General features: G+C 52.9%; 24 protein-coding genes. 8 read left to right on the top strand and 16 right to left on the bottom strand.

The genetic code is table 11. The annotated features are described in order from the left end of the window. Positions 1 to 64: 64 nt before the first annotated feature. Positions 65 to 562 carry a 2-C-methyl-D-erythritol 2,4-cyclodiphosphate synthase gene (gene ispF, locus C8R21_RS01715; protein ID WP_107761248.1) on the bottom strand — a complete coding sequence of 166 codons (498 nt, stop codon included), beginning with the start codon at positions 560 to 562 and terminating at the stop codon, positions 65 to 67. A gap of 292 nt (positions 563 to 854) precedes the next feature. Continuing rightward, positions 855 to 1,550: a 2-C-methyl-D-erythritol 4-phosphate cytidylyltransferase gene (ispD, locus tag C8R21_RS01710; protein ID WP_107761157.1), complete on the bottom strand. Its 696-nt coding sequence runs from the start codon at positions 1,548 to 1,550 to the stop codon at positions 855 to 857. Between the two features lie 316 nt (positions 1,551 to 1,866). Here ispD and C8R21_RS01705 point away from each other — a divergent pair, with 316 nt between their 5' ends. Further along, positions 1,867 to 2,841 (top strand): sigma 54-interacting transcriptional regulator, encoded by a 975-nt coding sequence (locus C8R21_RS01705; RefSeq protein WP_107761156.1) that lies wholly within the window; start codon positions 1,867 to 1,869, stop codon positions 2,839 to 2,841. Positions 2,842 to 3,030: 189 nt separating this feature from the next. On the opposite strand, the gene C8R21_RS01700 is transcribed toward C8R21_RS01705, so the two are convergent. Beyond that, positions 3,031 to 3,297 carry a type II toxin-antitoxin system MqsA family antitoxin gene (locus C8R21_RS01700; RefSeq protein ID WP_258192195.1) on the bottom strand — a complete coding sequence of 89 codons (267 nt, stop codon included), beginning with the start codon at positions 3,295 to 3,297 and terminating at the stop codon, positions 3,031 to 3,033. 372 nt (positions 3,298 to 3,669) lie between these two features. Between C8R21_RS01700 and C8R21_RS01695 the strand changes: the two genes are divergently transcribed. Together C8R21_RS01695 and C8R21_RS01690 are read left to right on the top strand one after the other, a co-directional pair. Then, positions 3,670 to 6,990: a FecR domain-containing protein gene (locus tag C8R21_RS01695; protein ID WP_107761154.1), complete on the top strand. Its 3,321-nt coding sequence runs from the start codon at positions 3,670 to 3,672 to the stop codon at positions 6,988 to 6,990. 176 nt (positions 6,991 to 7,166) lie between these two features. Beyond that, positions 7,167 to 7,616, top strand: coding sequence for a hypothetical protein (locus C8R21_RS01690; protein ID WP_107761153.1), 450 nt, complete (start codon positions 7,167 to 7,169; stop codon positions 7,614 to 7,616). Between the two features lie 232 nt (positions 7,617 to 7,848). Here the strand turns inward: C8R21_RS01690 and C8R21_RS01685 are convergent, their stop codons facing one another. The 6 genes from C8R21_RS01685 to C8R21_RS01660 form a co-directional block, all read right to left on the bottom strand. Further along, positions 7,849 to 10,194, bottom strand: coding sequence for a tetratricopeptide repeat protein (locus tag C8R21_RS01685; protein WP_107761152.1), 2,346 nt, complete (start codon positions 10,192 to 10,194; stop codon positions 7,849 to 7,851). Between the two features lie 386 nt (positions 10,195 to 10,580). Beyond that, on the bottom strand, positions 10,581 to 11,336 hold the full coding sequence (gene zapD, locus C8R21_RS01680) for a cell division protein ZapD (RefSeq protein WP_107761151.1): 756 nt from the start codon (positions 11,334 to 11,336) through the stop codon (positions 10,581 to 10,583). A gap of 124 nt (positions 11,337 to 11,460) precedes the next feature. After that, positions 11,461 to 12,063 (bottom strand): dephospho-CoA kinase, encoded by a 603-nt coding sequence (gene coaE, locus C8R21_RS01675; RefSeq protein ID WP_107761150.1) that lies wholly within the window; start codon positions 12,061 to 12,063, stop codon positions 11,461 to 11,463. 4 nt (positions 12,064 to 12,067) lie between these two features. Further along, positions 12,068 to 12,991, bottom strand: coding sequence for a prepilin peptidase (locus tag C8R21_RS01670; RefSeq protein WP_107761149.1), 924 nt, complete (start codon positions 12,989 to 12,991; stop codon positions 12,068 to 12,070). A 20-nt stretch (positions 12,992 to 13,011) separates the two neighbouring features. Continuing rightward, entirely contained in the window at positions 13,012 to 14,310 is a 1,299-nt protein-coding gene (locus tag C8R21_RS01665; RefSeq protein ID WP_107761148.1) for an HlyC/CorC family transporter, read from the bottom strand. Positions 14,311 to 14,441: 131 nt separating this feature from the next. After that, complete coding sequence (locus tag C8R21_RS01660) at positions 14,442 to 15,272, bottom strand: cytochrome C assembly family protein (protein ID WP_107761147.1); 831 nt, start codon at positions 15,270 to 15,272, stop codon at positions 14,442 to 14,444. Positions 15,273 to 15,337: 65 nt separating this feature from the next. Between C8R21_RS01660 and ffh the strand changes: the two genes are divergently transcribed. Beyond that, on the top strand, positions 15,338 to 16,687 hold the full coding sequence (ffh, locus tag C8R21_RS01655; RefSeq protein ID WP_107761146.1) for a signal recognition particle protein: 1,350 nt from the start codon (positions 15,338 to 15,340) through the stop codon (positions 16,685 to 16,687). Between the two features lie 56 nt (positions 16,688 to 16,743). Here the strand turns inward: ffh and C8R21_RS01650 are convergent, their stop codons facing one another. Genes C8R21_RS01650 through coaBC form a run of 3 tightly spaced genes read right to left on the bottom strand, consistent with a single transcriptional unit; the run spans position 16,744 to position 18,847 of the window. Further along, on the bottom strand, positions 16,744 to 17,175 hold the full coding sequence (locus C8R21_RS01650) for a DUF192 domain-containing protein (protein ID WP_107761145.1): 432 nt from the start codon (positions 17,173 to 17,175) through the stop codon (positions 16,744 to 16,746). Then, positions 17,175 to 17,624 (bottom strand): dUTP diphosphatase, encoded by a 450-nt coding sequence (gene dut, locus C8R21_RS01645; RefSeq protein WP_107761144.1) that lies wholly within the window; start codon positions 17,622 to 17,624, stop codon positions 17,175 to 17,177. Before dut ends, C8R21_RS01650 begins: the two co-directional genes overlap by 1 nt. Next, positions 17,612 to 18,847 carry a bifunctional phosphopantothenoylcysteine decarboxylase/phosphopantothenate--cysteine ligase CoaBC gene (gene coaBC, locus C8R21_RS01640; RefSeq protein WP_107761143.1) on the bottom strand — a complete coding sequence of 412 codons (1,236 nt, stop codon included), beginning with the start codon at positions 18,845 to 18,847 and terminating at the stop codon, positions 17,612 to 17,614. The genes dut and coaBC overlap by 13 nt, the downstream gene beginning before the upstream one ends. 147 nt (positions 18,848 to 18,994) lie before the next feature. On the opposite strand from coaBC, the gene radC reads away from it, so the two are divergent. From radC to rpmG, 3 genes are all read left to right on the top strand, one after another. After that, entirely contained in the window at positions 18,995 to 19,669 is a 675-nt protein-coding gene (gene radC, locus C8R21_RS01635) for a RadC family protein (RefSeq protein ID WP_107761142.1), read from the top strand. Between the two features lie 63 nt (positions 19,670 to 19,732). Then, positions 19,733 to 19,969, top strand: a complete 237-nt coding sequence (gene rpmB / locus C8R21_RS01630) for a 50S ribosomal protein L28 (RefSeq protein ID WP_074744918.1) — start codon at positions 19,733 to 19,735, stop codon at positions 19,967 to 19,969. An 86-nt stretch (positions 19,970 to 20,055) separates the two neighbouring features. Further along, entirely contained in the window at positions 20,056 to 20,211 is a 156-nt protein-coding gene (gene rpmG / locus C8R21_RS01625) for a 50S ribosomal protein L33 (RefSeq protein WP_011381442.1), read from the top strand. 152 nt (positions 20,212 to 20,363) lie between these two features. Here the strand turns inward: rpmG and C8R21_RS01620 are convergent, their stop codons facing one another. The 4 genes from C8R21_RS01620 to C8R21_RS01605 all read right to left on the bottom strand — a co-directional run bounded on the left by C8R21_RS01620 (position 20,364) and on the right by C8R21_RS01605 (position 24,156). Further along, on the bottom strand, positions 20,364 to 21,533 hold the full coding sequence (locus C8R21_RS01620) for a DesA family fatty acid desaturase (RefSeq protein ID WP_107761141.1): 1,170 nt from the start codon (positions 21,531 to 21,533) through the stop codon (positions 20,364 to 20,366). 221 nt (positions 21,534 to 21,754) lie between these two features. Continuing rightward, positions 21,755 to 22,348, bottom strand: coding sequence for a cysteine hydrolase (locus C8R21_RS01615; RefSeq protein WP_107761140.1), 594 nt, complete (start codon positions 22,346 to 22,348; stop codon positions 21,755 to 21,757). A 16-nt stretch (positions 22,349 to 22,364) separates the two neighbouring features. Then, positions 22,365 to 22,832, bottom strand: a complete 468-nt coding sequence (locus tag C8R21_RS01610; protein WP_074974661.1) for a DUF2269 family protein — start codon at positions 22,830 to 22,832, stop codon at positions 22,365 to 22,367. 16 nt (positions 22,833 to 22,848) lie between these two features. Beyond that, positions 22,849 to 24,156 carry an NAD(P)H-binding protein gene (locus tag C8R21_RS01605; RefSeq protein WP_107761139.1) on the bottom strand — a complete coding sequence of 436 codons (1,308 nt, stop codon included), beginning with the start codon at positions 24,154 to 24,156 and terminating at the stop codon, positions 22,849 to 22,851. A 106-nt stretch (positions 24,157 to 24,262) separates the two neighbouring features. Here C8R21_RS01605 and C8R21_RS01600 point away from each other — a divergent pair, with 106 nt between their 5' ends. Next, positions 24,263 to 24,829 (top strand): hypothetical protein, encoded by a 567-nt coding sequence (locus C8R21_RS01600; protein ID WP_107761247.1) that lies wholly within the window; start codon positions 24,263 to 24,265, stop codon positions 24,827 to 24,829. Positions 24,830 to 25,054 lie beyond the last annotated feature (225 nt).

The following is a 25,054-nucleotide window of genomic DNA, read 5'->3' as shown; positions in this document are numbered from 1 at the left end:
CATTCATCTACCCGCTCACCCGCCGGTCACTTTCCACTCAATTTACGTCCCGATTGTTTTTCGCTCAGTCATTCGCTTGATTTATTCGGGTAATCAGGCATACCGCTTCCGCCTCTATTCCCTCGCCTCGCCCTACCGGACCAAGACGTTCAGCGGTCTTGGCCTTGACGTTGACATCTCCGGGCTGCATGCTCAGGTCCTCCGCAATATTTCCGATCATGGAAGGTATATGAGCCTCCATTTTAGGCGCCTGTGCGATGATAGTGGCATCGACATTCACCACCCTGTAGCCGCGTTCCGCAAGGAGGTTGCCCACGCTCCGCAGTAGCACGCGGCTGTCAATATTCCTGTAACGCGGATCAGTGTCAGAAAAATGCCTGCCGATGTCACCCAATGCCGCAGCTCCCAGTACCGCGTCACATATTGCATGCAGCAGTACATCCGCGTCGGAATGCCCCAGCAAACCTTTCTCGTAGGGAATGGTCACTCCGCCGATAATAAGCTTACGACCCTCGACCAGCTGGTGTACATCAAAACCCTGCCCGATTCTGAATCCGTCCACTATCACCTCTTCTTGTTTAATTCCGGGAAAAATATGAGAAACAGTAATCGGTGCTTTGCGTGACTCGTCAGGCAGAGCCTGACCTACTATGATAAAAATTGCTCAGCTGCAGGATGGGTGGAGCGAAGTGCAATCATCCTATTATTCAATGATGGGTTACAGCTTGCGACCTCCATCCCCCCACAGATGCTAGAAGTAGCAGGTCGGGCTTTGCCCGAATCTTGTTCACCGATGGCTGGATCTACTACTACAACTGGCTAATAAGCCGCAACCGTCACCACTTCACTACCATTTACAGATTTTTCAGTATCAACTCCGCCAGTGCGAGATCCTGAGGATAAGTAACTTTCAGGTTGCGCGCATCGCTCAGAACCAGTTTTGGGCGCAGACCCAGTGCTTCGATCGCGCCTGCATCGTCAGTCATGGTTACACCTCCAGCCCTGCTCAGGGCGTCCACCAGCGTTCGGTACCGGAACATCTGCGGTGTTTGGGCCTGCCAAAGCCCTTCCCTCGGTTCTGTACGTTCAACCCGGCAAGTGGAATCGCTTCGCTTCAAGGTGTCTGCGACCGGAACCGCGAGTAATCCACCTACCTCATCCTCTTCCAGTTCATCCATCAGTTTATCCAGAAGCTTCTCTCCTAAACAGGGCCGTGCAGCATCATGGACCAGCACCCAGTTATCATCCTCGATCGCCGTCTCTTCCTGCGCTGCTTTTAAACCATTCAGCACGGTCTCGGCCCGTGTAGCTCCCCCGCATTCGAGCATCGACAGCTTGTTTGAAAATTCTGACCAGTCATGGCGCGCCCACTCTCCATCTCCCGGAGACAGCACAACAAAGACTCGGGAAAGGCGGGGCGAGTTGCACAACGTTGCCAGCGCATGACGAATCATGGGTTTTCCTGCCAGGGGCAAGTATTGCTTGGGCATCTGGTCGCCCATGCGCGAGCCTGAACCTGCCGCCGGGATGAGTGCGAAGAAATTTTGCATTGGTATTACAGGAAGTAGCTGAATTGATGGATCAAACGAAGGCAGGCACGTGAATATGTGTTAAACCGTGAAAATTAGCAATGATTAGCAATGATTAGCAATGGAAATACGATGGAAACGCTGCGAGGAAGCACCAGACTGAGGGGGTACCTTTAACCTGTAAGATTTTACAGCTACCGGCGTATTTAATCTTGTCCTTTAATACTTATACCACGAGGAGCCATGCAGAAAGATGAGTTCCACACGGCTTTTTTGAATCCCTTACGTAAGAATTGATAAGAATTGATTAATCTTCCCGCTCCCAGGTGCAGAGAACATGATTGGACAATCCCCTGCCTTCGCAAAAGTTACCCAGCTCATTGAGAAAATTGCAGGTTGCGACGCACCTGTTCTTATCGAAGGCGAAACAGGCACAGGAAAAGAACTGGCCGCACGGGCAATTCACGGCAGCAGCACGAGGCGAGACGGCCCGTTTGTGCCGATAAATTGCGGCGCCATCCCGGACACCCTCGTTGAAAACGAACTGTTCGGACACGAACGGGGCGCCTACACCGGGGCGCAGTCGAAACGCCCAGGTCTGATTGCGCACGCGCAGTCCGGCACACTCTTCCTGGATGAAGTGGATGCGTTATCTCCCAAAGCGCAAGTTACCCTGCTCCGGTTCTTTCAGGATCAGCAGTACTTTCCACTGGGAAGCGGGACGGCGCGCTCTGCAAACGTGAGGATAATCATCGCCAGTAACAGAAACTTAGGGCAACTGGCCGAGAAAGGCGAATTCCGGCTCGATCTTCTGTTTCGCCTCAAAATCATGTACCTCACCCTGCCGCCACTCCGTGAGCGCCAAGGTGACGCGGCTCTGTTGGCAGATTACTTCCTGCGCGAATGCTCCGCGCGTTTTAACCGTGGCAACAAAACTTTACATCCGAATACTATCGCATGGTTTGATAAATACAGTTGGCCGGGGAATATACGGGAACTGGAAAATCTGATCTATCGCGAGTATCTTCTCGCCGACGAATCTGTCATAAATATCGCATCGCTCGCGCCCACCGAAGTCGAACGGCGATCGGGATTTGACCGCCGCCTCCCCGAGTTGAACGGCTTGAGCTTCACCGAGGCCAAAAATCGCGCCATAGCAACTTTTGAACAGTATTACCTCGCCGAAGCCATGGTCAGAGCGCAGGGTAACGTCACAAAAGCTGCGAGCCTTGTCGGAAAAGATCGTCGCGCGTTTGGGAAATTGCTAAAAAAGCATAGTATGAATAAAAGCAAAGTCTTTGTAGAACACTGATTCTCCTGTTTTCAGATTCCCCTCCCGATCCTTAGCGCTTTGAGCTACTCATTCTGAATCTGAACACCCACACTTTCTCCTTGGTTACCCATCCAGATATGGCCGGGTTACCAGCGACGAGTAATTCACGATTTAGCAGAAACGTGAATTACTTACGATGTAGTCATACCTGACTTTTCGGATGCCTCCTCACGGAATTCGTGTGGTCCTCCCGATCCAATATCTCCTTTGCCTGATTTCCTCAAACAGCTCGGGGTGCCGGTCGAGCAGCGTAAGCAGCTGCATGACTGATACGGGCGTTCTCACTTTTCCGCTCTCATAACGAGAAAAAGCGTTGACGCCACCGCCGAAAATCTCTCCCGCCTGGCGCTGATCAAGGCCCAGCTTTTGTCGTGTCTTCGCCACGAAGGCCGCTGTTCTTGCAGCATCGCGTCTACGAGTGAGAAGTAGCTGCACAGTGCATACATAGGTCAATTTTTACCCGGTAGGGGTCATTTCTTACCCATGCACGCATGTATAGAATTTAAAGCACTAAAAGGGTTTCTGCGTGTTTTTAACCCTGATATCAACGTGCAAAACATGACCCGTTCCAGTGAAAATGAATCAGGCCAAGTTATTGATGGATAAGGGACTACTTCAAGCAACAAAGATGGCATTTTTATTGCTTTAGTTAAAGAAGGGATTCGCTGAATCCTACGATACGATTTTTTTCCAATAGAGAAACTTACTGTCATGTAAGAAACCTTTTATCCAACTCGCTGCGGCAAAAGAAGAAGCATGGAATTTTATTGTATGCATTCACAAAGATCGCAGCACAACTGGAAACCCATGACGGCCTCCCTTCTGATCACGGTCGTGGCGGTTTCCGCCCTGGCCCTGGACGTCCACGCAGCTGAGCTCTGCAGGCCGAGCATCGCGCTCATGGTTTCCGTGCAAGGCGCTGTAGAACTACGTCGGGTTAAGGAAGCCAACTGGCAAGCGGCCAAGTTGAATGTTGTTCTTTGCCCTGGCGATACAGTCCGTGTTGCAGAGAATAGCCGCGCTGCTTTGCGACTTAGCAACGAGAGCACCTTGCGGCTCGATCAGAAGACCGTCCTCACGCTCGCCGCCCCTGCCCGGGATAGGGCCGCACTGGTGGAACTGGTTACCGGCAATCTCTTTGTCATTACGCGCACGCCCAAGCCCTTCAGGGTTAAAACACGCCTTGTCACAGCCGATATTGAAGGAACGGAATTCTTTATCGGTACTGATGAGGACCGCGCCAAACTGGTAATTTATGAAGGCACGGTATCGGCCAGCAACGAGCAGGGGAGCGTCAGCCTGGTCAGCAACGAAGCGGCAAGCGTGCTTAAAGGTGAGGCGCCCCGCAAGGAAAAAGTCGTCCGGCCTACCGACGCAGTGCAATGGACCCTGTATTACCCCACCATCATCAGCTATCGCCTGGACGAGAAGCTGACCGCTGAGCCAGTTCAACTGGCCTTGCGCGCCTCCCTTGCACTTTATAGGCAAGGCAGGTTGCCCGAGGCGCTGGCTGCGCTGGATGAGGTGCCAGAAACTGCGCATTCCCCTCGCTTTTTGACTTATCGCGCCGGTCTTTTACTCTCGGTCGGAAGGGTCGAGGAAGGAAGAACAGATATCGCGCAAGCGCTCAATTTAGACCCGCGAAACAGCGACGCCTATGCTCTTCAGGCCATCATAGCTGTCGTGCAAAACGACAAGGATCAGGCGCTGAACTTGGCGACCAAGGCAGTCGAGCTCGATCAGGAATCGTCAACTGCCCGGCTGGCGCTCTCCTATACGCAGCAGGCGCACTTCCAGATCGAGGCGACGCTTGAAAGCGTGCAGAAAGCCGCAGAGTTTGATCCCCAGAATGCGCTTATCTGGGCACGCATTGCGGAACTGCACATGTCGGCCGGTTACCTGGAGCGGGCTCTGGAAGCCGCGGAGCGCGCAGTCGACCTGAACCCCAATCTCTCGAAGACACAGACCGTGCTGGGATTTGCCCACCTGACCCGCATCGACACCAAGGCAGCAAAGGCAGCCTTTGCCAAAGCCATCGAACTCGACTCGGCAGACCCCATGCCAAGACTCGGCATGGGCCTCGCAAAATTGCGCGAGGGAGATGTCGAAGCTGGGCGTATGGAAATGGAGATTGCAGCCGCCCTTGATCCAATGAATTCCTTGATACGCAGCTATCTCGGCAAAGCATATTTCGAGGAGAAACGCTACAACCTGGCCGAAGCGCAATTCGATATGGGTAAAGCCCTCGATCCGAATGACCCCACGCCCTGGTTTTATGATGCGATCCAGAAACAGACGCAAAATCGCCCAGTGGAGGCCCTATGGGATTTACAGAAATCCATTGATCTCAATGACAATCGGGCAGTGTATCGCTCAAAGCTCCTGCTGGACCGCGACCAGGCAGCGCGCGGTTCCAGCTTGGCCCGTATTTATGACAATCTGGGGTTCGAGAAGCGCGCGCTTATGGAAACGGCAAAGTCCTTGAGTTTTGATCCAGGCAGCCACTCATCACACCGCTTTCTTTCTGATGCATATCGTAATGTTCCTTGGCACGAGATTGCCCGTGCAAGCGAGTTGCTTCAGGCTCAACTCCTGCAACCAATCAACGTCAACCCTGTCCAGCCCCACCTTACTGTAGCCGATCTTAATATCATCACGAGCACCGGGCCGACAGTAGGCGGCTTTAACGAATTCACGCCACTAGTTGAGCGCAACAAACCTCAACTCGTAGCTTCAGGCATCTTAGGAAACCATGGCACGATAGGGGACGAGGCTGTCCTCTCGGCGCTTTATGAGCGCGCTTCAGTTAGCATTGGTCAATTTCACTACAACACAAATGGCTTTCGCGAAAACAACGATCAAAAACACAACGTCTACAACGCTTTCTTCCAGTACGCAGTAACGCCGAGGTTCAACGTTCAGGCGGAAGTGCGCACTCGCAAGACTGAAAATGGCGACCTATTGCTGAGGTTTGATCAGCCCCTTGAGTCGAACTTTCGGCGAGAATTAGCTCAAGATACCGCACGTATAGGAGCGCGAGCCTCGTTGTCGCCAACGCAGGATTTTATTGTTTCAGCTATGTATAACGACCGTAGAACTGGCCCGAATGAGAGCCTAACGAAGGACTTCGGTTATCAAGTTGAAACTCAATATTTGTTCCGGGGTGACCGCGTTAATTTCCTCGCGGGGATTGGTACTTTCCAGTTCCAAGTTGATAGTCAAGATATCCATTTTAAAAAATGGCGAAATACCGGTTATTTTTATATGAACTTTAATCCTATTAAAAACTTAAGCTGGACTCTCGGTTTAGGTTATGACTCCTTAAAAGATCAAGAAAACTTCGAAGTCAATAAATTTAATCCCAAACTTGGCATGCAATGGAATATTACCGCTAATCTGCGTCTTCGGCTGGCATGGTTCGAGACAGTCAAATCATTTTTGATCGCCAATCAGACCATCGAACCAACTCAAGTCGCCGGCTTTAATCAACTGTTCGATGACGTTAATGGTACTAAAGCTCGACGCAAGGGGATTGGGCTGGATGCTCGTGTCGCAACCAACCTGTACGGGGGCCTTGAGGCATCAGTTCGTGATCTTGCAGTTCCCTTTTTTCTAAAAAGAGAGTTATCGCGGGAGGAAAAGCAACAAGAGAGGGTTTACTCCGCTTACCTTTACTGGATACCTCACCCAAACTGGGCAATTCGGGGCGAGTCTCGGTTTGAGAAATTTACCCGCGCTCCGTCCGAGAATCTCGATATCGATGACCCCTTTCGGATTGAAACATTAAGCGCACCTCTAAGCCTGAACTACTTCAACCCGTCTGGAATATTTGCTACTGTTACAACGACATATGTTAGGCAAGAATTGAGGCGAATGGAGTCATTGGAGGTGGGGGAAGATGGGGACGAAGTATCTGTACCGACAACTGTAGATGACAATTTCGTGCTACTCGACGCAGTTCTTGGCTACCGATTTCCTAATCGTAGAGGTATCGTTAGTCTCGAGGGCAGAAACCTTCTTGACGAGAATTTCTTTTTCAAGAGCAACAATTTTCAAGCCAATGAGATTACTGCACCACGTTTCATCCCTAGCCGGACATTTTTTCTGCGGCTTACGTTAAACTTTTAAAGAATCTAAGCTATGAAATCACACATTATATGAATGCCAGGTTCAGGGAACATACGCCGGCAGGTTTATTCAACTAAATATGATAGGCGTATCTCTTGTTACAAGCACATGCGAATTAATATCGACAATTGACGCTGCAGAACACGCATTTCCTACTATAACTGGAGGGAATTAAAATGAAAGCAGATACTAAACCAGCTAGCAAACGGCGACGCGCAGCCCTGCGGGAAGAAACCGGGGACCTACGGGCGGAATTAGACGACTTCATCCGATGCGTGCCCAATTTATCGCCGATCGAATTAAATCAAGCCAAAGAGAAACTAATACAAAAAGTTGCTCTTACTACTGATAAAGCATCGAGCCGTTTAATAGCCGATGTACGCGAAAAAATTTATCCCAATATAATCCCTTTCAGCATTATTATTGGTACTGTTGGGTTGGCTTGGTCTATCGTTAGAGGCCACGGTGGTCAGGAGGTCAACTGTAACGATTTTAAGAAGAAGAAAAAATGTGAAAAGACTTCTCCATGTGCCTGGTGTCCCAAGCGTCTTTGCAAGGACGGCAGCGAGGCTGATCAGTATTGCTACGACTCGACCAAGGAGAATTGTTACAATTACACTTGTTAAGTATGTGCAAACGATAACTGTTTATAGCGCGATGTATAACGTGGGGCAAGAAAGGCAAGAAAAACCCCTTCGGTTACGTGCTACTCAAGTGGGGACAATAAGGACGTTATATTCGCGACATATACTAAGTCGGCCAATATGCCGCCCAAATAAAGGCGCCTCGCGTGTGCGCAGGGCGTGTGCGCAGATAGTAAAATCATGACTAGACACGGCTTGAAAAATAAGCCGTCTCCTAGTTCTTGTTGTTACCGCCGCCATTCACCCTCGCATGCTTCTCCCGAATCGCCTCCCCGCGGGCGCGCTTTGATGCTGCTTCTTTAGCGCGCCCCATCTTATCCAACAGGTCAGCGTAGGCATCCAGCGCGTTCGCGACATCGAGATGGTCACGGCCAAGCGCCTTTTCCCATATCTTCAATGAGCGCTTGTACAAAGGTTCGGCTTTGGCATATTGCCCCTTGTTATAGTAAAGGGTGGCAAGGTTATTGAGGCAGATCGCCACGTGGGGATGATCGGGTCCCACGGACTTTTCCCAAATTTTCAGCGAGCGTTGATATAAAGGCTCGGCCTTGGCGTATTGCCCCTGCTCCTGGTAGAGTTCCGCCAGATTGTTGAGGTTAGCAGCCACGTGAGGATGATCCGGGCCGAGGATTTTTTCCAGAATGGCTAGCGAACGCTTGTACAAGGGTTCGGCCTCGGAATATTTCTCTTCCGCATAGTAAAGCGTGGCTAGGTTGTTGAGGCTTGCCGCTATATCAGGATGGTCGGGCCCCAGGGTCTTTTCGCGAATCGTAAGCGCGCGCAGATACAAGGGCTCCGCCTTGGCGTATTCACCGAGAGTATAGTAGAACCCCGCCAGATTGCTGAGGTTGGTCGCCACGTTAGGGTGATCGGGGCCCAGGGTTTTTTCGAAAATCTTCAGCGCCCCTCGAAATAGCGGTTCGGCTTTAGCGTATTCCCCAAGGGCATAATAGACCTTCGCGAGATTGTTGAGTCTAACGGCGACATGGGGGTTGTCAGGGCCATAGGTTTTTTCCCCAATCTTGAGTGATCGCTGATACAAGGGCTCGGCCTTGGCGTATTGACCCTCTGTATAGTAAAGCGTTGCGAGGTTGTTCAGCGAAATCGCCACGTCTGGATGGTCGGGCCCGTGGGCCTTTGTCATCAGTTCCAATGAGCGTTTAAGTAATGGCTCGGCCTTGTCGTATAAACCCAAGTCGTGATAAAGCCCAGCAAGATTGTTGAGGCTAACGCCTACATCTGGATGGTTGGGGCCAAGCGACTTTTCTCGAATACCGAGGGCCTTCTGATAGAATGTGAGGGCTTCAGAGTAGCGCCCCATTTCGTGGTTGATTTTCCCTGCTTTATTGACATACTCTGCATTCTCCGGCTGGAGCCGTGCAGCTTCCAGATAGTATTTGCGCGCGCTGATGTAGTCGATTCTGCTCAAAGCGAGCTCGCCCAACTGGAAAGCGGCTTCTGCGGCACGTTTGGTATCGGCTCTCAACGCTTTCTCGAATAACTCCTCAGCCTTTGCCGTGTCCCCTTTGAAGAGCAGTTCACGCGCCTGTTCAAGGACCGATTCCGGAACGTCTGGCGCTATTTCCTGCAAGCTTTTGCCGGCGCTCGCAAGGGTGGCATTGTATCCCGCCGTAGCTTCTTCAAGAGACTCCAGATCAGCGCTTGCTTTTTGAATCTTGAGCTCGAGCGCAGTGATTCTTTCCCGGTCCGCCTGCCTTTCCTTCGCAAATTCCCTGGCAAGTTCCGCCATTGCTTCTTCTTTCAGTTTTTGGCGCCATTCCTCGAATTCCAGCGGGGATAAACCGACATTTACGATATTTATATCGCGTCCCGCAGAAATGTTTATGTCACCGCCCGCAGCCACGCTTCCACCTGATGCGATGACAGTCGGGCCAGCGGTGGGCGCAGTTTCTTTATCTGAAAAATGGGTGTAAAGCGTCCATAAGCCCCCGACCACAACCGCGATCCCACCCCCAATAAACTTCCAGGTACGCTGGTTGGCCCGGTTACTTACCGCAGCCCATGCTCCTTGTTCACCTCGCGATTCATCTTGACGTGCCGGTTGATGTGCTGGCGGGGGCGGCTCCGTGAGCTGCGCTGGAACGCCTGCCTTTTCTATTGCCTCGATCACGCGGCCTGCATCATAATCAAAGCGGGATTCACTGATCTCTATTGCATTTCGCCCGACGAGCGCCGCGATATCTTCCGGAAGCGCCTCGGGTTTTGGTACCTCAGCCCCTCCTATCAATATGGGGATGATGAGTTTTTTTTGATTGAGCGCTTCGCGAATCTCGCTCCGCACGGCGTCCTTTGGGTCATCCAGCCTGCGCTGCCCTGCCGCACTCCTGATGCTGACCCAATTTTTACCGATGACAGCAACCAGGACATTACACTGCGCGATTCGCTCCTCGATGACCTTCAAAAACTCTGCGCCCGGCGCAAGGGCATTCAGGTCGCGGAAGACTTGTTCTTTCCCGAAGTGATCGGCTAAGCGATCATATAACCGCCCGGCAGAGGCAGCACTGTCGTCACGTCGATAACTGATAAAGATGCCGGGCATTAACCTTCTCCTCGCCAGCGATCAGGAGTTTCAAGTGCTCCTTGGGAACACTATAGGAACGACGAGCGCAAGCGGAAAAAATGCAAGCAAGTAAATCAAGTGGAGTGCAATCTCCTAAATTTGTAGCAAATTCCGTCCCTCTCAACTATCAGAAACGTTGTCAGGAGTGTCTGACCTACTGGGCTTGTTCCAGCAAATACCAATGTCAGGATAGTACGTGGCGGGCCAAAAGACAAAAACCCTACGATAGCGGGTATAAGCGATCAGGGCGATCTGAGAGAGATTACAGCCAGGGTGATTACTGCAGCTGAGGAGGGTGTACAGCAGTGGTGGGTATGGCGAAAGCTGCTATAGCGATTTTGATCGGAATGGATCGAGCCGCGACTCTATAGAGCGCAGGAAGTCAATTCGAACTCCACATCTTCTTCGTATAGCCTGGTTTTCTGTGTGGAGCTGGAAACAACGAAGCGAATGGTCAGGGCAAATTTGTGCGCGCTGATCTCGGGAACGCAGGGCAGGCTCTCGTCCAGCTTGAGGGATAGCAGGTGCACTGTCCTTCCCGCTCCCATCTGCTGGAACATGCCCTTGTTCGCGGTGTAGTTGTCGGTTCTTCCGCTATCCCGCAGCAGACGCAAAAGAATACGGAAACTTTTCTCGATTGGCAGCAGCGGCCCGATCCATTCATCGAGGTCGCTTCGCCGCACTTCCGGGTCGAGATGCAGCCAGTAGCGATATGAAGGCAAATCAAATTCGCATGCCCCTCCGGGTACGCCGACGCGCTGCTTGATGCCCATCAGCCACTCGTTGTCGCGCATGGGTTCTCCGATTTTTCCGGCAACGGTCCGCAGATCCTGGGAGGAGATCTGAATGTCATCCAGCATCTCGTCCAGCTCGCCTTCCGGGTTCTCCGGGCTTTTACGCAACAATTCCAGCGCCTGCTTTTGCCGATCCAATTCCTGCAGCAGTTCCGACTTCATGTCGGCGCGGCCTGTCACGTCGAGAATCTCGAACAGGGTGACAAGTGCAGCGTGGTGATCATAGGGCTCTTCCTGCGCAGAAAAGAACGCCACCTTGTCAAACAGGTCCTCAAGGCGCAGGAGCGTGCGGACACGTTCGTTGAGAGGATGTTCGTAACGGATCACAGTAGAGGCCCAGGGCAGAGAACCGGGACTGCAGATGGGCGTTTTTCCAAATTCTTATTTTAGCAGCCAAATCCGTGGACAACAAATGTGAAGTCCTGCAGGGAATCGGCGTGGTGCGTTGAAATCAACTTCCCTGGGCCAGCGTCATATATTTCTTGTGCAAAGTCCGTACCTGCCGCTCGAGGTTGGGAAGGTCGGCATCGTTGACAATTACATCATCCGCCTGCCCCAACCGTTCGTCACGTGAAACCTGCGCAGCCATGACGGACCGCACTGCCTGTTCATCCATTCCACTGCGCGCAGTGGCGCGGCTGATCTGCACACCTTCGCTGCAATCCACCACCAAAATGCGCTGGACTATTCCCCGGTAGTGGCCGGTCTCAAGCAGCAGCGGAACCACGATTATCAGGTAAGGCGCTTGGGCAAGTTCTACCCTCCGCGACACTTCGTCCCGGATGAGCGGGTGAAGAATAGCCTCCAGTTTGCGACGCGCATCCGTGTCATCGAACACGAGGTCGCGCATTTCCTTGCGATTCAGCGCTCCCTCCGCTGTGATATATTTTTCCCCGAACACTTGCTGGATAGCGAAAATGCTTTCCCCTCCCGGCCGGGTGAGTTCATGGGCAATCTCGTCGGTATCGATCACACCGGCGCCGAGCACGGAAAAAATATTGGCAGCACTGGTTTTACCGCTGCCAATGCCCCCGGTCAAACCGATTACCAGCATGGGACTAAAACAATCCCAGGTAAGCGCTGTTGATCTCGCTTCCCCAAAGCAGCGCCACGATTCCTCCACACACCAGATAAGGCCCGAACGGAATAGGGACATGACGCCCCTGCTTTGCTATCAGCATCAGGCCAAGCCCTGCCATGCTTCCCGCGATAGATGAAAACAGAATCACCAGGGGTAGCATTTGCCATCCCAGCCAGGCGCCAATGGCAGCCAGCAACTTGAAGTCCCCATAACCCATTCCCTCCCTGCCGGTCAGGAGTTTATAGCCCCAATACACTGACCACAGGGCAAGATACCCCAGCATGGCGCCAATCACAGCAGAACGAATATCTGCAAAACCACCGTCCAGATTGATCAATAACCCTCCCCATACCATAGGCATGGTGATGTCATTGGGCAGCAGTTGAGTATCCAGGTCGATGAAAGCAAGCGCAATCATAGCCCAAACAAGCGCAAGCGCCGCAAAAGCGATGACCCCATAACCAAAATGCCAGGCGACAAGGCCGCTCAGAGCTGCGGTTAATGCTTCCACCATCGGGTAGCGCATGGAAATGGCGCTGTGGCACTGCGAGCAGCGCCCTCTCAACGCAATGTAACTGATGAGCGGAATATTTTCGAGCGCCGTAATCCTGTGCCCACAATTGGAACAAGTGGAAGGCGGCGTAATGAGATTGAAAGCCGGTCCCGCAACAAGGATTTCATGCGGCAGGGTTTCATGCGGTTCGTGTGACTGCTCCGTTCCGTTTGCTCCAGCGAACAGTTCGGCGTGCAGTTCGGCGCACTGCTGCTGCCATTCCCGCTCCAGCATTCTCGGCAAGCGGTAGATAACCACATTCAGAAAACTGCCGACAACCAGACCAATGAGAGCGCAGAACGAGACAAAGAACGCCGGAGAGTGTTGGAGCACGAAAATAAAAGACATCTAAAAGACACCCCCGGGAATTACGGTTCCACGTCGAAGTCGGGAACCTTCTCCTCGATCGGCACTAATGGGGGAAAGATTCGTACGACTTTTACCACGCGATCCTGCGTCTGGATGATTTCCATGGGATAACCGGCGATTTTCACGCTGGTGCCGGCCTCAGGAATGTCCTGGAAATGTTCGAGAATGAGTCCGTTCAACGTCTTGGGGCCGCCCAGAGGCAGGTTCCAGCCAAGCTTGCGGTTGAGGTCGCGCAGCAGGCTGCTGCCTTCCACGATTACACTGCCGTCTTCCTGTTTCAGGAAGTTCCCAGCCTGCGAAGGTGCATGTGTGGTGAATTCGCCGATGATTTCTTCGACAATATCCTCCAGCGTCACCAGCCCCATCCACTCCCCATACTCGTCCACGATCAGGCCGACGCGCTCGCGGTTTTCCTGGAATAATTGCAGTTGCGAGAACAATGGTGTTCCAGAGGGAATGAAGTAAGGCTCGCGCATGATTTTCTCGAGTGTAGCGGCCGTGATTTCCTCGCTTCTCATCTGGTTGAGCACCTTGCGTACATGAATTATTCCGGTAACGTTATCCATCGTACCGCGGTATACCGGCAGACGTGTGTGATAACACGTGAGCAGTTGATCCCGGATGCTCTCATCGTCGTCTTCGAGGTCTATTGCCTCGATCTGGCCGCGTGGCACCATGACGTCGTCAACCGTGACGTTCTCGAGATCGAACAGATTGAGCAGCATGCTCTGATGTTTTTGCCGGATGAAGTGGCCTGCTTCCAGCACGAGTGTCTTGAGTTCCTCAAGGCTGATTTTCTGGGTCAGATCCTCGTTCTGCGGTTTCAGGCGCAGGAGGATAAGCAGCGCCTTCACAAACAGGTTGATGAACCATACCACAGGCGAGAAAACTTTCAGTAGTGGCGTCAACACATAGCTTGATGCCAGGGCGATACGCTCGGGATAGGCAGCGGCGACAACTTTCGGGGTAATTTCACTGAATACCAGAATGGCGAAGGTCACGCCTACCGTTCCAATAAAAAGAGCCGCATCGCTGTGGCCGAAGAAAATGGACACAATCACCGCCACTAGTGTGGCAGCGGCCGCGTTCAGTAAGTTATTGCCAAGGAGAATCACCCCCAGAAGACGGTCGGTATTCAGCAACAACTGGCTGGTGAGACGGGCGCCGCGATGGCCTTCTTTCGCAAGATACTTCAACCGGTAACGGTTGATCGCCATCATGCTGGTTTCGGAAAGAGAAAAAAATGCGGATAAAATCAACAGAACAGCCAGTGCTGCCAGCAGCACATACCACGGCATGTCTTCCAAGAAAAAGCCTTTCTGCAAGTAGACAAAAATTCAGGGCGGAAAGAAGGCAAAATAACTGGAGATTCCATCCCCGGATTTCCTTGCACTTTTTCCACCCCAACTGTTTTATGGCACAGGTGCTGCTAGCGCTGCAGGATCACTTCCAGTACAAACTTGCTGCCGAGATAAGCCAGCAAGAGAATGATGAATCCACTCAATGTCCAGCGAATGGCAATGCGGCCGCGCCAGCCGTATAGCTGCCTGCCCACCAGCAGCGCTGCGAACACGCACCATGAAATGATACCAAACAGGGTTTTGTGCGTGAATTTGAGGGGTTGCCCGAAGACCTCTTCCGAAAAGACGATACCGCTGATGAGCGTGAGCGTGAGTAGTATGAACCCCACCCAGATGACGCGAAACAGCAGGTTTTCCATGGTCAGCAGTGGCGGCATGTTGGTAAGTACCGAGGGCAAGGTCGGGTGGTGATGCAACCGCCGCTCCACCACTGCCATGAGCAACGCATGCAGTGCGGCAATAGTCAGCAGGCTGTAAGCCAGCATGGCAATCGAGATATGCGCCTTGAAAGCAGGGAACTCGGTATTGGCCAGGGGGCGCAGGGAAGGAAATGCCAGCGGCAGCAGTACCGCTACGGCTGCAACCGGGGCGACCAGTGTTTGCAACCCCTCCAGCCGATAAAAAAATCCGGATAGCCAGTAAATCATGGCGGTGAGCCATACGATGGAAGAAACCGCACTGCCCACGCCGAAATTCAATCCTACCCCTGCAAACACCGCTTCATACAACGTATAGCCGTGCAATACCAAGGGCGCGACAATGACATACCGTTCCCATCCCGCAATAGCAACCTCACGCCCCGCTGACCTTGCAGGAACATTCCACCGGGTGCGCCAGAAGTGCCAGCCGATCAGTGCGTAGAGCAGGAAGGCAGCGAGATAGGCTAAAATATCGGACATTGATATTGCAGATTAAATGAAACTCTCATTTAGTCTACACCAATTTTTCCGGAGAGGCATTTTGCATGTTTGACAATCTTACCAATCGGCTTTCGGGTGTCATCAAGACTTTGCGGGGTGAAGCACGGCTGACCGAAACCAATATACAGGAAGCGTTGCGGGAAGTGCGCATGGCGCTGCTGGAAGCTGACGTCGCGCTGCCGGTGGTCAAGGAATTTATTGCCCGAGTAAAGGAAAAAGCAGTCGGCCAGGAAGTAGTCGGCAGTCTTACGCCAGGACAGGCATTGGTGGGCGTAGTCCACCAGGAACTGATCGCCCTCATGGGAGGCCAGAAGGCAGATGTCAACCTTGCCACTGTCCCGCCCGCAGTGATTCTCATGGCGGGATTGCAAGGCGCCGGAAAAACCACGAGCAGCGGAAAGCTGGCGAAGTGGCTGATGGAACAAAAAAAGAAAAAAGTGTTGCTTGTCTCCTGCGATACCTACCGGCCAGCGGCCATTCAGCAACTGGAACTGCTGGCGCGACAAACGGGCGCGGAGTTCTTTCCGGTTCAAGCGGGACAGCAGCCAAAAGAGATCGCCGCCGCTGCGCTCAACTTCGCGCGCAGGCACTTCCATGATGTGATGATCGTGGATACGGCCGGACGCCTTGCCATCGACGAAGCGATGATGACAGAAATTCGCGAACTGGAAACCTTGCTGAAGCCCATCGAAACCTTGTTCGTGGTGGATGCTATGCAAGGACAGGATGCTGTCAACACCGCCAAGGCATTTTCCGAAGCACTGCCCCTGACGGGCGTAATACTGACAAAGCTGGATGGAGATGCGAGGGGCGGAGCGGCGCTTTCCGTGCTTCACGTAACGGGGAAACCAATCAAATTCGCGGGTGTCGCTGAAAAGCTGACCGGATTGGAGCCGTTCCATCCTGACCGCATGGCCTCACGGATCCTGGGAATGGGCGATGTACTGGGACTGATCGAGGAAGCTCAGCGCGGCGTGGATCAGCAGGAGGCCGAGAAACTCGCCAAAAAGATGAAATCGGGCAAGAGCTTCGACCTGAACGATTTCAAGATGCAGTTTGAACAAATGAGAAACATGGGCGGCATGGGCGCGCTGATGGACAAATTGCCAGCTCAATTGAGCCAGGCTGCCCAGAATGTGAAAGTCGATGATAAGGTGATTGGCCGTACCGAGGGCATCATCAATTCCATGACTCCCCAGGAACGTCTCAAGCCGGAAATCCTCAAGGCCTCGCGCAAGCGTCGCATTGCTGCTGGCGCAGGTGTCACGGTACAGGAGGTGAATCGACTGCTGGCACAGTTCGAGCAGGCGCAAAAAATGATGAAAATGATGAATAAGGGGGGCATGACAAAAATGCTGCGAAGCATGAAGGGAATACTGCCCGGCATGCGCTGAAGGAGCCACTTAACAAGCGCGCGAGCTGCGAGAGATTTGTTCAGCGGTTCCTTAGATCATTCCGCCGCCGGCACTTTTTCGAGACCTTCGATTCGCCGGCCCGGCTTGATGTTCCTTGCGGCAAACCAGCCGAGATTCATCTCGAGCGCATATTTTGCCGCCCCAGCTGAGCTATGCGCCGTGGCCGTGCGAGGCATCATGTCGGCAATGTTAAGAATCACTCCCTTTTTATCCAGGAAAGCAACACTCAAGGGAATGTCGGTGTTCATCATCCACATGCTGTAGCGTTCAGGGTGAGAAAACACGAACAGCATTCCGTCGTTTTCACCCAGGGATTGTCGAAACATCAATCCCTGGACTCGGGTAGATTCCGTATGCGCCACTTCAACCGAGAAAGCGTGGTGGGATATCCTAAGCTGGCGGACCGGCATTTCCGTCCTGCCTGGCGCCGATAAAAGGAAAGCGAGAATAAAGGCGAAGATGCGCATCAGTGCTTCCCGGTACTGCCAAATCCGTTCGCTCCCCGCTCGCTTTGCTCGAAGTCATTCACTACGTTGAAACCAACCTGCACGACGGGTACCACTACGAGTTGCGCAATGCGCTCCATCGGGTTCAACAGGAAAGGCGCTTGTCCCCGGTTCCAGCACGATACGAATATCTGTCCCTGGTAATCCGAATCGATCAATCCCACCAGATTGCCCATTACAATTCCATGTTTATGGCCGAGGCCGGAGCGAGGGAGCACCAGTGCGGCGAGCCCGGGGTCAGCCAGATGGATTGCGATTCCGGTGGGGATAAGGTGAGCTTCTCCAGGCTGAATCGTCATCATATGCTCGATGCAGGCACGCAAGTCGAGGCCGGCGGAGCCGGAGGTCGCATAGGTAGGCAACTGGTCTTTCAGGCGCGGATCGAGAATCCTGATATCTATTTTTTGCATGAATTAAAATTCTGCCATTTATCATAAAGCGGTACTGCGTGCTCAATGAGGCGTCGCGCCTGTTCGATTTTCGACGATTTTGGCAAGGGGTGTTTGCCAGAATCATCGAAGAGTGTCAACGCAACTTCCTCTGCGCCTATCGCCTCCTGGGCGAGATTGGCAGCAAGAAGTGGAAGCTTTTTCCGGCGGCGCTTGGCTTCAGCATTCTCTTCCAGATTTTGGGTCTCCGCAGCAAAACCGATGCAAAACGGCGGATCGGGCAGATTTGCCACGTATTCAAGAATATCAGGATTGGGAACAAGCTCCAGCATGATATTCCTGTCGTTTTTTTTCGTTTTATGTTCGCTGGCGCTTTTGGGACGATAGTCGGCCACGGCAGCGACGCTTATAAAAAAATCGGCATGTGGGGTTTCGTTTTTTACGGCCACCAGCATGTCCTGCGCGCTTGTCACTCTGACGAGCCGGGCAGCAGGTGGCGCTTCCAGGCAAACCGGACCGGATATGAGAATGACTTCCGCTCCCGCCTCGACTGCGGCACGCGCCACGGCGTAACCCATTTTGCCGGAACTCGAATTGGTTATGCCCCGAACTGCATCAATCGCTTCGAACGTAGGTCCGGCAGTGATGAGTACGCGCTTGGCCTCCAGCGGTTTGGGCTGAAAAAAAACGTGCACCGCTTCCGCGAGCTCATGCGCTTCGAGCATGCGTCCCATACCGGTTTCGCCACACGCCTGCACTCCGCTTGCAGGACCCAGCACTGTCACGCCGTCCCTGCGCAGGGTGCGGAGATTGCGCTGGGTCGCCGGGTTTTCCCACATCTGCCGATTCATTGAGGGAGCAATCAACAAGGGGCAGGCGCGCGCAAGGCATAATGTGGAGAGCAGATCATCCGCACGGCCGTGAGCAACCTTGGCAATAAAGTCGGCACTGGCGGGTGCAATGACAATTGCATCGACGTTGCGTGAAAGATCAATATGAGCCATGTTGTTGGCTACGCTGGCATCCCACAACTCAGTAAATACGGGTCTACCGGTCAGGGCCTGTAGCGTTGCGGTGCCGACGAAACGACAGGCTGATGCCGTCATGACTGCCTGCACTTCCAGACCGTCGCTTATCAAAAGGCGCGCCAGTTCTGCCGCCTTGTATGCCGCAACTCCCCCCGTGAGTCCCAAAAGCACGCGCCTTGCCTCAGGCGTGGGCCTGCCAGTTTCCAACCGAATCACTCCAAAAAAAACAGGAGTCTAACCCAAAACTCCCAAAACTCGCACCGCTTTACGGAGCGATATGTTCTTCAACTACAGTTTTTTCGCAAACTGACGTTTAAGCTCGGGAACCTCTGAACAATTCCTCGCTACATTACTACATTTACTATGTCGATTTCAGACTGGCCTGAGGCCGAGCGGCCGCGGGAAAAACTCCTGAAGAATGGGCCCGCATACCTCTCCGATGCGGAACTGCTGGCGATATTCCTGCGTACGGGCATCGCTGGCAAGAGCGCCGTGGACCTGGCAAGAGAACTGCTCAAACGTTTCAAGGGCTTGACCGGGCTCTTTGCTGCAGACCAAAGCGCGTTCTGCCAGATGCCGGGAATGGGTCCTGCGAAGTTTGCGCAGTTGCAGGCAGTGCTGGAAATGGCGCGCCGCACACTGGAAGAAGAACTGAAAAGCAGCGATGCGATAAATTCGCCTGGGTCTGTGGGAGCCTATTTGCGCCTCAGCCTCGAAGGGAAGGAGCACGAGGTCTTCGTGAGCATTTTTCTCGATGCGCGGAACAGGGTCATTGCAACCGAAGAACTGTTCCGAGGCACCCTTACACAGACCAGCGTTTACCCGCGTGAAGTGGTAAAACGGGCACTCCATCATAATGCCGCCGCTGTGATCTTTGCACATAATCACCCTTCAGGTGTAGCTGAGCCGAGCCACGCAGATGAGGTTCTCACGCAATCCCTGAAGCAGGCGCTTCTGCTCGTCGGTGTGAGAGTACTGGATCATTTTATTGTTGGAAGGGGCGCGACCATGTCGTTTGCCGAACGAGGATTGATTTGATTTGAGGAAATCCCGAAAACCGGGATATAATATTCGTTTTTCCGCTTTCGGACAGGATCAATCATGGCACGAGTATGTGAAGTTACCGGGAAGAAGCCCATGACCGGCCACCACGTTTCCCACGCAAACAACAAAACAAAGCGGCGTTTTTTGCCCAATCTGCAACGCCGCCGCTTCTGGGTTGAAAGTGAGCGTCGCTGGATCAGCCTGCGCGTGTCCAATGAAGCGCTTCGCACCATTGACAAGAATGGCATCGATGCAGTGCTGGCTGAAATGCGCGCACGCCGCGACAGCATCTAAGAGTTTAAAGCGCATTCAAGGACGCATTCAGTGGGCACTTGACCTGTATCGATAAGGTAATCTAAGGACAAGATAAGGACATTACCATGAGAGAAAAAATAAAGCTCGAATCCTCGGCGGGAACGGGCCATTTCTACACTACAACCAAGAACAAGCGCACCACTCCGGAAAAAATCGAAATTACCAAATTCGATCCCGTTGCGCGCAAGCACGTCAAGTACAAGGAAACCAAGCTCAAATAGATTTCCTCGCACCGAGTATTGTAAAAATATAAGCTCAAGAAAACATAGGCTCCAAAACAGGAAACCCGCCAAATGGCGGGTTTCCTGTTTTGGAGCCTATGAATTGAGCTCTAATTGAGTTCTACGTAATTTTCCTTAAGCTTTAGAAAGCTTTAAGCATAGCAGCGCAATCTGCGGGAGAAATTCTGCAGCACTTCGATGCCGCTTTCCTCGGCGCGGTGACACCAGTCTTCCAGTTGTTTGACCAGATCATCCTTGGATGAAGCGGAGCGCTGCCACACTGTTATCAATTCCTCGCGCATTTTGTAAACCTTATCCAAAGTGCTCGTCTTGCTCAGCACCAGATTGAGCTTCGCCCGCTCGTCTTCCTGCAGGGTCTTGGAGTCTGCAAGCACCCAACGCTTGAGCGTGGAACGGTCAACGCCAAGATTTGTCGCAGCTTCTTTCAGATGATCAACTTCCTTTGCCAGCGTCTGTTTGAGAGACTGGGCATATTTTGCCAGTACTTCGTAGCGATGAGAAATGACTGCTTGCAGAGTATCTGCATCACATTCTGTCTTGGCAGCATCGAGGCGCAGTTTTGGAGCCACCTTCTTCACCTGCGCCAGCCCCATCCATTGAAGTATGCAAATATACATCCAGCCGATATCGAACTCATACCACTTGTTGGACAAGCGCGCAGAAGTGGCATAAGCGTGGTGATTATTGTGCAGTTCCTCTCCGCCAATGAGAATTCCCCAGGGAACGATATTGGTGCTTGCATCCTCGGCCTGGAAGTTGCGATAACCCCAATAGTGCCCTACCCCGTTGATCACGCCCGCAGCCATGATGGGAGCCCATGCCATCTGGATGGCCCAGATGGTGAGACCGATCGGCCCGAACAGGATGAGATCGATGATCAGCATCAGCGCCACGCCCTTGCGGCTATGTTTGTCATAGACATTGCGCTCCATCCAGTCGTCCGGCGTGCCATGGCCATATCTTTCCATGGTTTCCATGTTTTTGGCTTCCTGGCGATAGAGCTCAGATCCCTCCCTCAGCACTTTGGCGATCCCGACTATTTGCGGACTGTGGGGATCATCGACCGTTTCACACTTGGCGTGATGTTTCCGGTGTATTGCTGTCCACTCCTTGGTGACCATCCCGGTCGTGAGCCACAGCCAGAAGCGGAAAAAATGACTGGGCAAGGGATGAAGATCCAGTGAACGATGAGCCTGATGACGATGCAGAAAGATTGTGATACTGGCAATGGTTATATGAGTAAGGCCGAGGATAACGGCGATATAACCCCACCATGGCAAGTCGATAAGACCTAGAGTCATTGTTTGCGACCTTTAGAGTAAGTACGGGTAGAAGCGGTAATTGCCGGAAAGAAGGGATACGGAAATTTATAGCTAAATGAACGGTTAGTCAAGAAATTATGTGCCTTCCGGAAGCTCGAAGGAGTCCGGGAAAACGGGGGCGGGAAGCACCGGATTGCAGCGACGCGGGAGAGCGTGGACGGCAAGAAACCGGATTCTTCCCGGAGACAATACCAGCTTATTTATCGACTATTATCGACCAGTAATTGTTCCAGATTAATGCGGACTGATTCCGCCGTGGCAGCCTTTAACGTTCGTCGCATCTGGCCCAGGGCGTCTGTATGTCTGCTTTTGCTTATCGCTGCGCAGCAGTCGGAAGGAATGTGGATATCAAAACCGCGCAGATAGGCATCGTTGGCGGTAAACAGTACGCAGGAATCCGTGGTAAGGCCACAAAGGATGAGCTTTTTTGCGTGCAGGCTCTGGAGCAGAAGATCCAGAGGCGTCTGGAAAAAGCCCGAATGCCTCGGCTTGAGAACAAAGTAATCATCCTGTTGAGGAGCAAGCTCACGGGCAACCGGAGCTCCGCAGACCCCGTCTTTTACACAACGCGACACGAGATGTTTGAAATCGGATTGCCATTGTCCGAAGTTGTCGTTCACGTACAGACAGGGAATGCCGAGTTTCTTGGCTTCAGCTTTAAAGGACGAGATGTTTCGCGCCATTGGCGCTGCATATTCAACGAGCTGTTGTCCACTCTCGAATTCCAGATCATTGATGACATCGATTAAAAGAAGCGCAACGGGACATTCATGAAGCACGCAGCTATCGTTCATTGCTCAGAACCGCTGTTCATATCGGCTTGGCCACCATCAGGTAAAACACAGCAACCAGTGCAACAAACGCGGGAATACCCAATCCGATCCAGAACCGGAAGTACTGCCAGTACAAGAGCGGCAACTCGTCCTTTCGGTTGCTGGCATCGGCAGCGAGCCGGTGCATCCGTATCTGGAGCCACACCACCGGAAGCCAGCAAGCTCCCGCGATCAGGTATAAAACTGTCGACCACATCACCCATCTGCTGGTCACGGGAATTTCTGCCAGGTAGACGAGATAAAAACCTGTAAGCGGCTGAATGACGATGGTCGTCGCCGTGAATATCCAGTCAGCGGTAACGACATTTCTGGTAACCGCAGCAGCAATGGCGGAGTCACGCGTCAGGCTCGCCGAAAACATATAAAAGGCTGTGCCTATGCCCGTACCGAACAGCAATGTCGATGAAAGGATGTGCAGCCACTTTACAATAATGTAGTCGTTCACTGTCCCTCCAGCTCGATCATCGTTTCTCCAACTCGTACAGCAGCAGGATGACTGCAAGGATAGGCAGATTTTTTATCAACGGACCGAAGGGATGCAGCCAGAACTCGGGAAGAAAAAGAGTGATCGCAACCATGTAGACGCCAATGAGGGTGACCTGAGCTATCCAGAGTAACCGGCGGTTGCGGAGAAAAAGGGTTCCAAATCCAAAAGCAATATCCATGGCTGCCGCACCGTAAAGCGCTATCGGCGCAAGACTGCCGGTAATTCCCACACGGGCAAGCAAGACATAGCTTTCTTCTACCGGATAAATTCCCATCGATACCGCACCTGCCACAAACCACACTGCTGCCAATGACACACGCAGCACGATCTGCAGCCAGCCAAGGAGCGCCGACAAGCGCAGTGCCTTCACTTCCCACTTTGAGGCAAATTCCCGGACAGGCCGCGGATTGCGACCGAGCAGCGCGCCCGTCGTCGCAGAATCGGCAATGTTCCCCCGCTGAAGCATCTGCCATGTTTCCAGGTCCAGCAAACCCTTCCCGAGCCGCTCGCCTATCCGCGCACTGAACTCGACAAATCCGGCAGGGACCGGCAGAAACCTGGCAGGCCCCAACCCCATCAGATGCCGCAGTTCACCTAGATAGTCTCGAAAGGTGATGGGTTCCGGCCCCACCAGAGGGATACGCTGGTGAAGATATCGATCGGTTTCGACGAGCTTCACCACGGCTTGCGTCAGGTCGTCAATATGAATCGGTTGTATCCGTTGATCTCCCGATCCGGGCAGCGGAATAACCGGCAGGCTCGCAATGAGGTTGAACAGTTGCGCGCTTGTCCCACCCGGCCCATATACGAGCGATGGCTGTACGACCACGCTCTTGTTCCCCTTGTTCCGAGGGGCAAGCAATGCATCGTCTGCGGCCTTCTTGCTGAGGTGATACTGGCTGCGCGCATTTTCGTCCGCACCGAGCGCGGATATCTGCACGACCTTCACGTTTGCTGCTTCGCAAGCCGCAAATAGCGCTCTCGGAGCACGATCATGCAGCGCCTGGAAGGTTTGCCTCCCATGCTCCCGCAATATTCCAACCGCATTTATCACCACATCGATGCCGGCAAGGCGTTTTTTCCAGATCTCCATATCGAAATCGCGCGTAAAATCTGCCGCGATATAAGTGAGCTGAGATTCCTTCGGATCCTTTATATCCCTTATATCCTCTAGCTGGCCTTGCCGGGTGGCGCATACGATTCTATGTCCCGCAGCAGCCAATGCCACAACCAGATGGCTGCCGATGAAGCCGGAAGCGCCGGTAATCAAAATGGTGGACATATCATATAATCAGATATACTGGAATTAAGATTGTATAGACAGATCGGATTTTTTCGCGCGGGATTTTCATATCTTTACACAATGGAAATAAAGTATGGATCCAGTCATGACTGAGCCTGAAAAAACCTGGGGCAGCGCAATTCTTAGCGGCCTCGTTTCCGGTACTGTGGCGAGCGTTGTGTCGACCGTTGCGCTTTCGATCCTCGGCAAGGCTGAATTGGGCAAGTCTGCCGCCCCTGTCAATGGACCAAGTCAATGGATATGGGGAAGACATGCGCCTTATCAAGATGACTTCAGCCTCCGATACACGCTTATCGGCTATGCGATACATCACGCCGCATCCGTATTCTGGGCAATCGGGTATGAAAAGCTTCGTCAGCAACTCCCGCCTGCTGAAAGCACTGCGACCGTTCTTGCTCCGGCTGTCGCAACAACCCTTGCGGCTTATATCGTCGATTTTCACTTCACACCGAAACGGCTGACGCCGGGATTTGAGCATCGGCTTTCCCAGTCCTCTCTGCTCATCGTTTATGGAACCTTCGCACTCGGATTAGCCGCGACTGTCCTGTTCGTCCGAAAGCCTTTCCGCCGGAGGTATACCGCAAGCAGGTTCGCATTGCCGATAAATGCCGCCCCCAGAAGGTCAGGCGCCCCTGCATTCAGGAAACACTGAAGCCGGTTTTCCCAATCCTGGCACCAGGGGCAGCGGTATTTCATGCCATCCCGCTGCCAGTCTATCCAATAGCAAAGGCTCGGAATGTGCGTTATCGCACTGAGGAGACCCAAGCGATTCCCTATATTCATTGCAGGTTTCCTATCTGTCACCGTCGGAATGCGCAGTGACCTCATCTCGCTGCCACATTCGCTTCTGACCCGCCCCCAAACTTCCCTGATCAAA

This window comes from Nitrosospira multiformis (assembly GCF_003050865.1).
Classification (GTDB): Bacteria; Pseudomonadota; Gammaproteobacteria; order Burkholderiales; family Nitrosomonadaceae; genus Nitrosospira; species Nitrosospira multiformis_E.
Note: the sequence above shows the minus strand (reverse complement) of the source record. Positions and strands in the feature narration are given on the sequence as shown.

Excerpts from the sequence above, each read along its gene's own strand:
- C8R21_RS01600 (WP_107761247.1), top strand. The coding sequence starts at position 24,263 with ATGACTGAGCCTGAAAAAACCTGGGGCAGCGCAATTCTTAGCGGCCTC.
- C8R21_RS01650 (WP_107761145.1), bottom strand. The coding sequence starts at position 17,175 with ATGCGCATCTTCGCCTTTATTCTCGCTTTCCTTTTATCGGCGCCAGGC.
- C8R21_RS01670 (WP_107761149.1), bottom strand. The coding sequence starts at position 12,991 with ATGTCTTTTATTTTCGTGCTCCAACACTCTCCGGCGTTCTTTGTCTCG.
- coaE (WP_107761150.1), bottom strand. The coding sequence starts at position 12,063 with ATGCTGGTAATCGGTTTGACCGGGGGCATTGGCAGCGGTAAAACCAGT.
- C8R21_RS01665 (WP_107761148.1), bottom strand. The coding sequence starts at position 14,310 with ATGCCGTGGTATGTGCTGCTGGCAGCACTGGCTGTTCTGTTGATTTTA.
- radC (WP_107761142.1), top strand. The coding sequence starts at position 18,995 with ATGTCGATTTCAGACTGGCCTGAGGCCGAGCGGCCGCGGGAAAAACTC.
- C8R21_RS01605 (WP_107761139.1), bottom strand. The coding sequence starts at position 24,156 with ATGTCCACCATTTTGATTACCGGCGCTTCCGGCTTCATCGGCAGCCAT.
- C8R21_RS01660 (WP_107761147.1), bottom strand. The coding sequence starts at position 15,272 with ATGTCCGATATTTTAGCCTATCTCGCTGCCTTCCTGCTCTACGCACTG.
- rpmG (WP_011381442.1), top strand. The coding sequence starts at position 20,056 with ATGAGAGAAAAAATAAAGCTCGAATCCTCGGCGGGAACGGGCCATTTC.
- dut (WP_107761144.1), bottom strand. The coding sequence starts at position 17,624 with ATGCAAAAAATAGATATCAGGATTCTCGATCCGCGCCTGAAAGACCAG.
- C8R21_RS01695 (WP_107761154.1), top strand. The coding sequence starts at position 3,670 with ATGACGGCCTCCCTTCTGATCACGGTCGTGGCGGTTTCCGCCCTGGCC.
- ispD (WP_107761157.1), bottom strand. The coding sequence starts at position 1,550 with ATGCAAAATTTCTTCGCACTCATCCCGGCGGCAGGTTCAGGCTCGCGC.
- C8R21_RS01615 (WP_107761140.1), bottom strand. The coding sequence starts at position 22,348 with ATGAACGATAGCTGCGTGCTTCATGAATGTCCCGTTGCGCTTCTTTTA.
- ffh (WP_107761146.1), top strand. The coding sequence starts at position 15,338 with ATGTTTGACAATCTTACCAATCGGCTTTCGGGTGTCATCAAGACTTTG.
- C8R21_RS01690 (WP_107761153.1), top strand. The coding sequence starts at position 7,167 with ATGAAAGCAGATACTAAACCAGCTAGCAAACGGCGACGCGCAGCCCTG.
- rpmB (WP_074744918.1), top strand. The coding sequence starts at position 19,733 with ATGGCACGAGTATGTGAAGTTACCGGGAAGAAGCCCATGACCGGCCAC.
- C8R21_RS01620 (WP_107761141.1), bottom strand. The coding sequence starts at position 21,533 with ATGACTCTAGGTCTTATCGACTTGCCATGGTGGGGTTATATCGCCGTT.
- C8R21_RS01705 (WP_107761156.1), top strand. The coding sequence starts at position 1,867 with ATGATTGGACAATCCCCTGCCTTCGCAAAAGTTACCCAGCTCATTGAG.
- C8R21_RS01685 (WP_107761152.1), bottom strand. The coding sequence starts at position 10,194 with ATGCCCGGCATCTTTATCAGTTATCGACGTGACGACAGTGCTGCCTCT.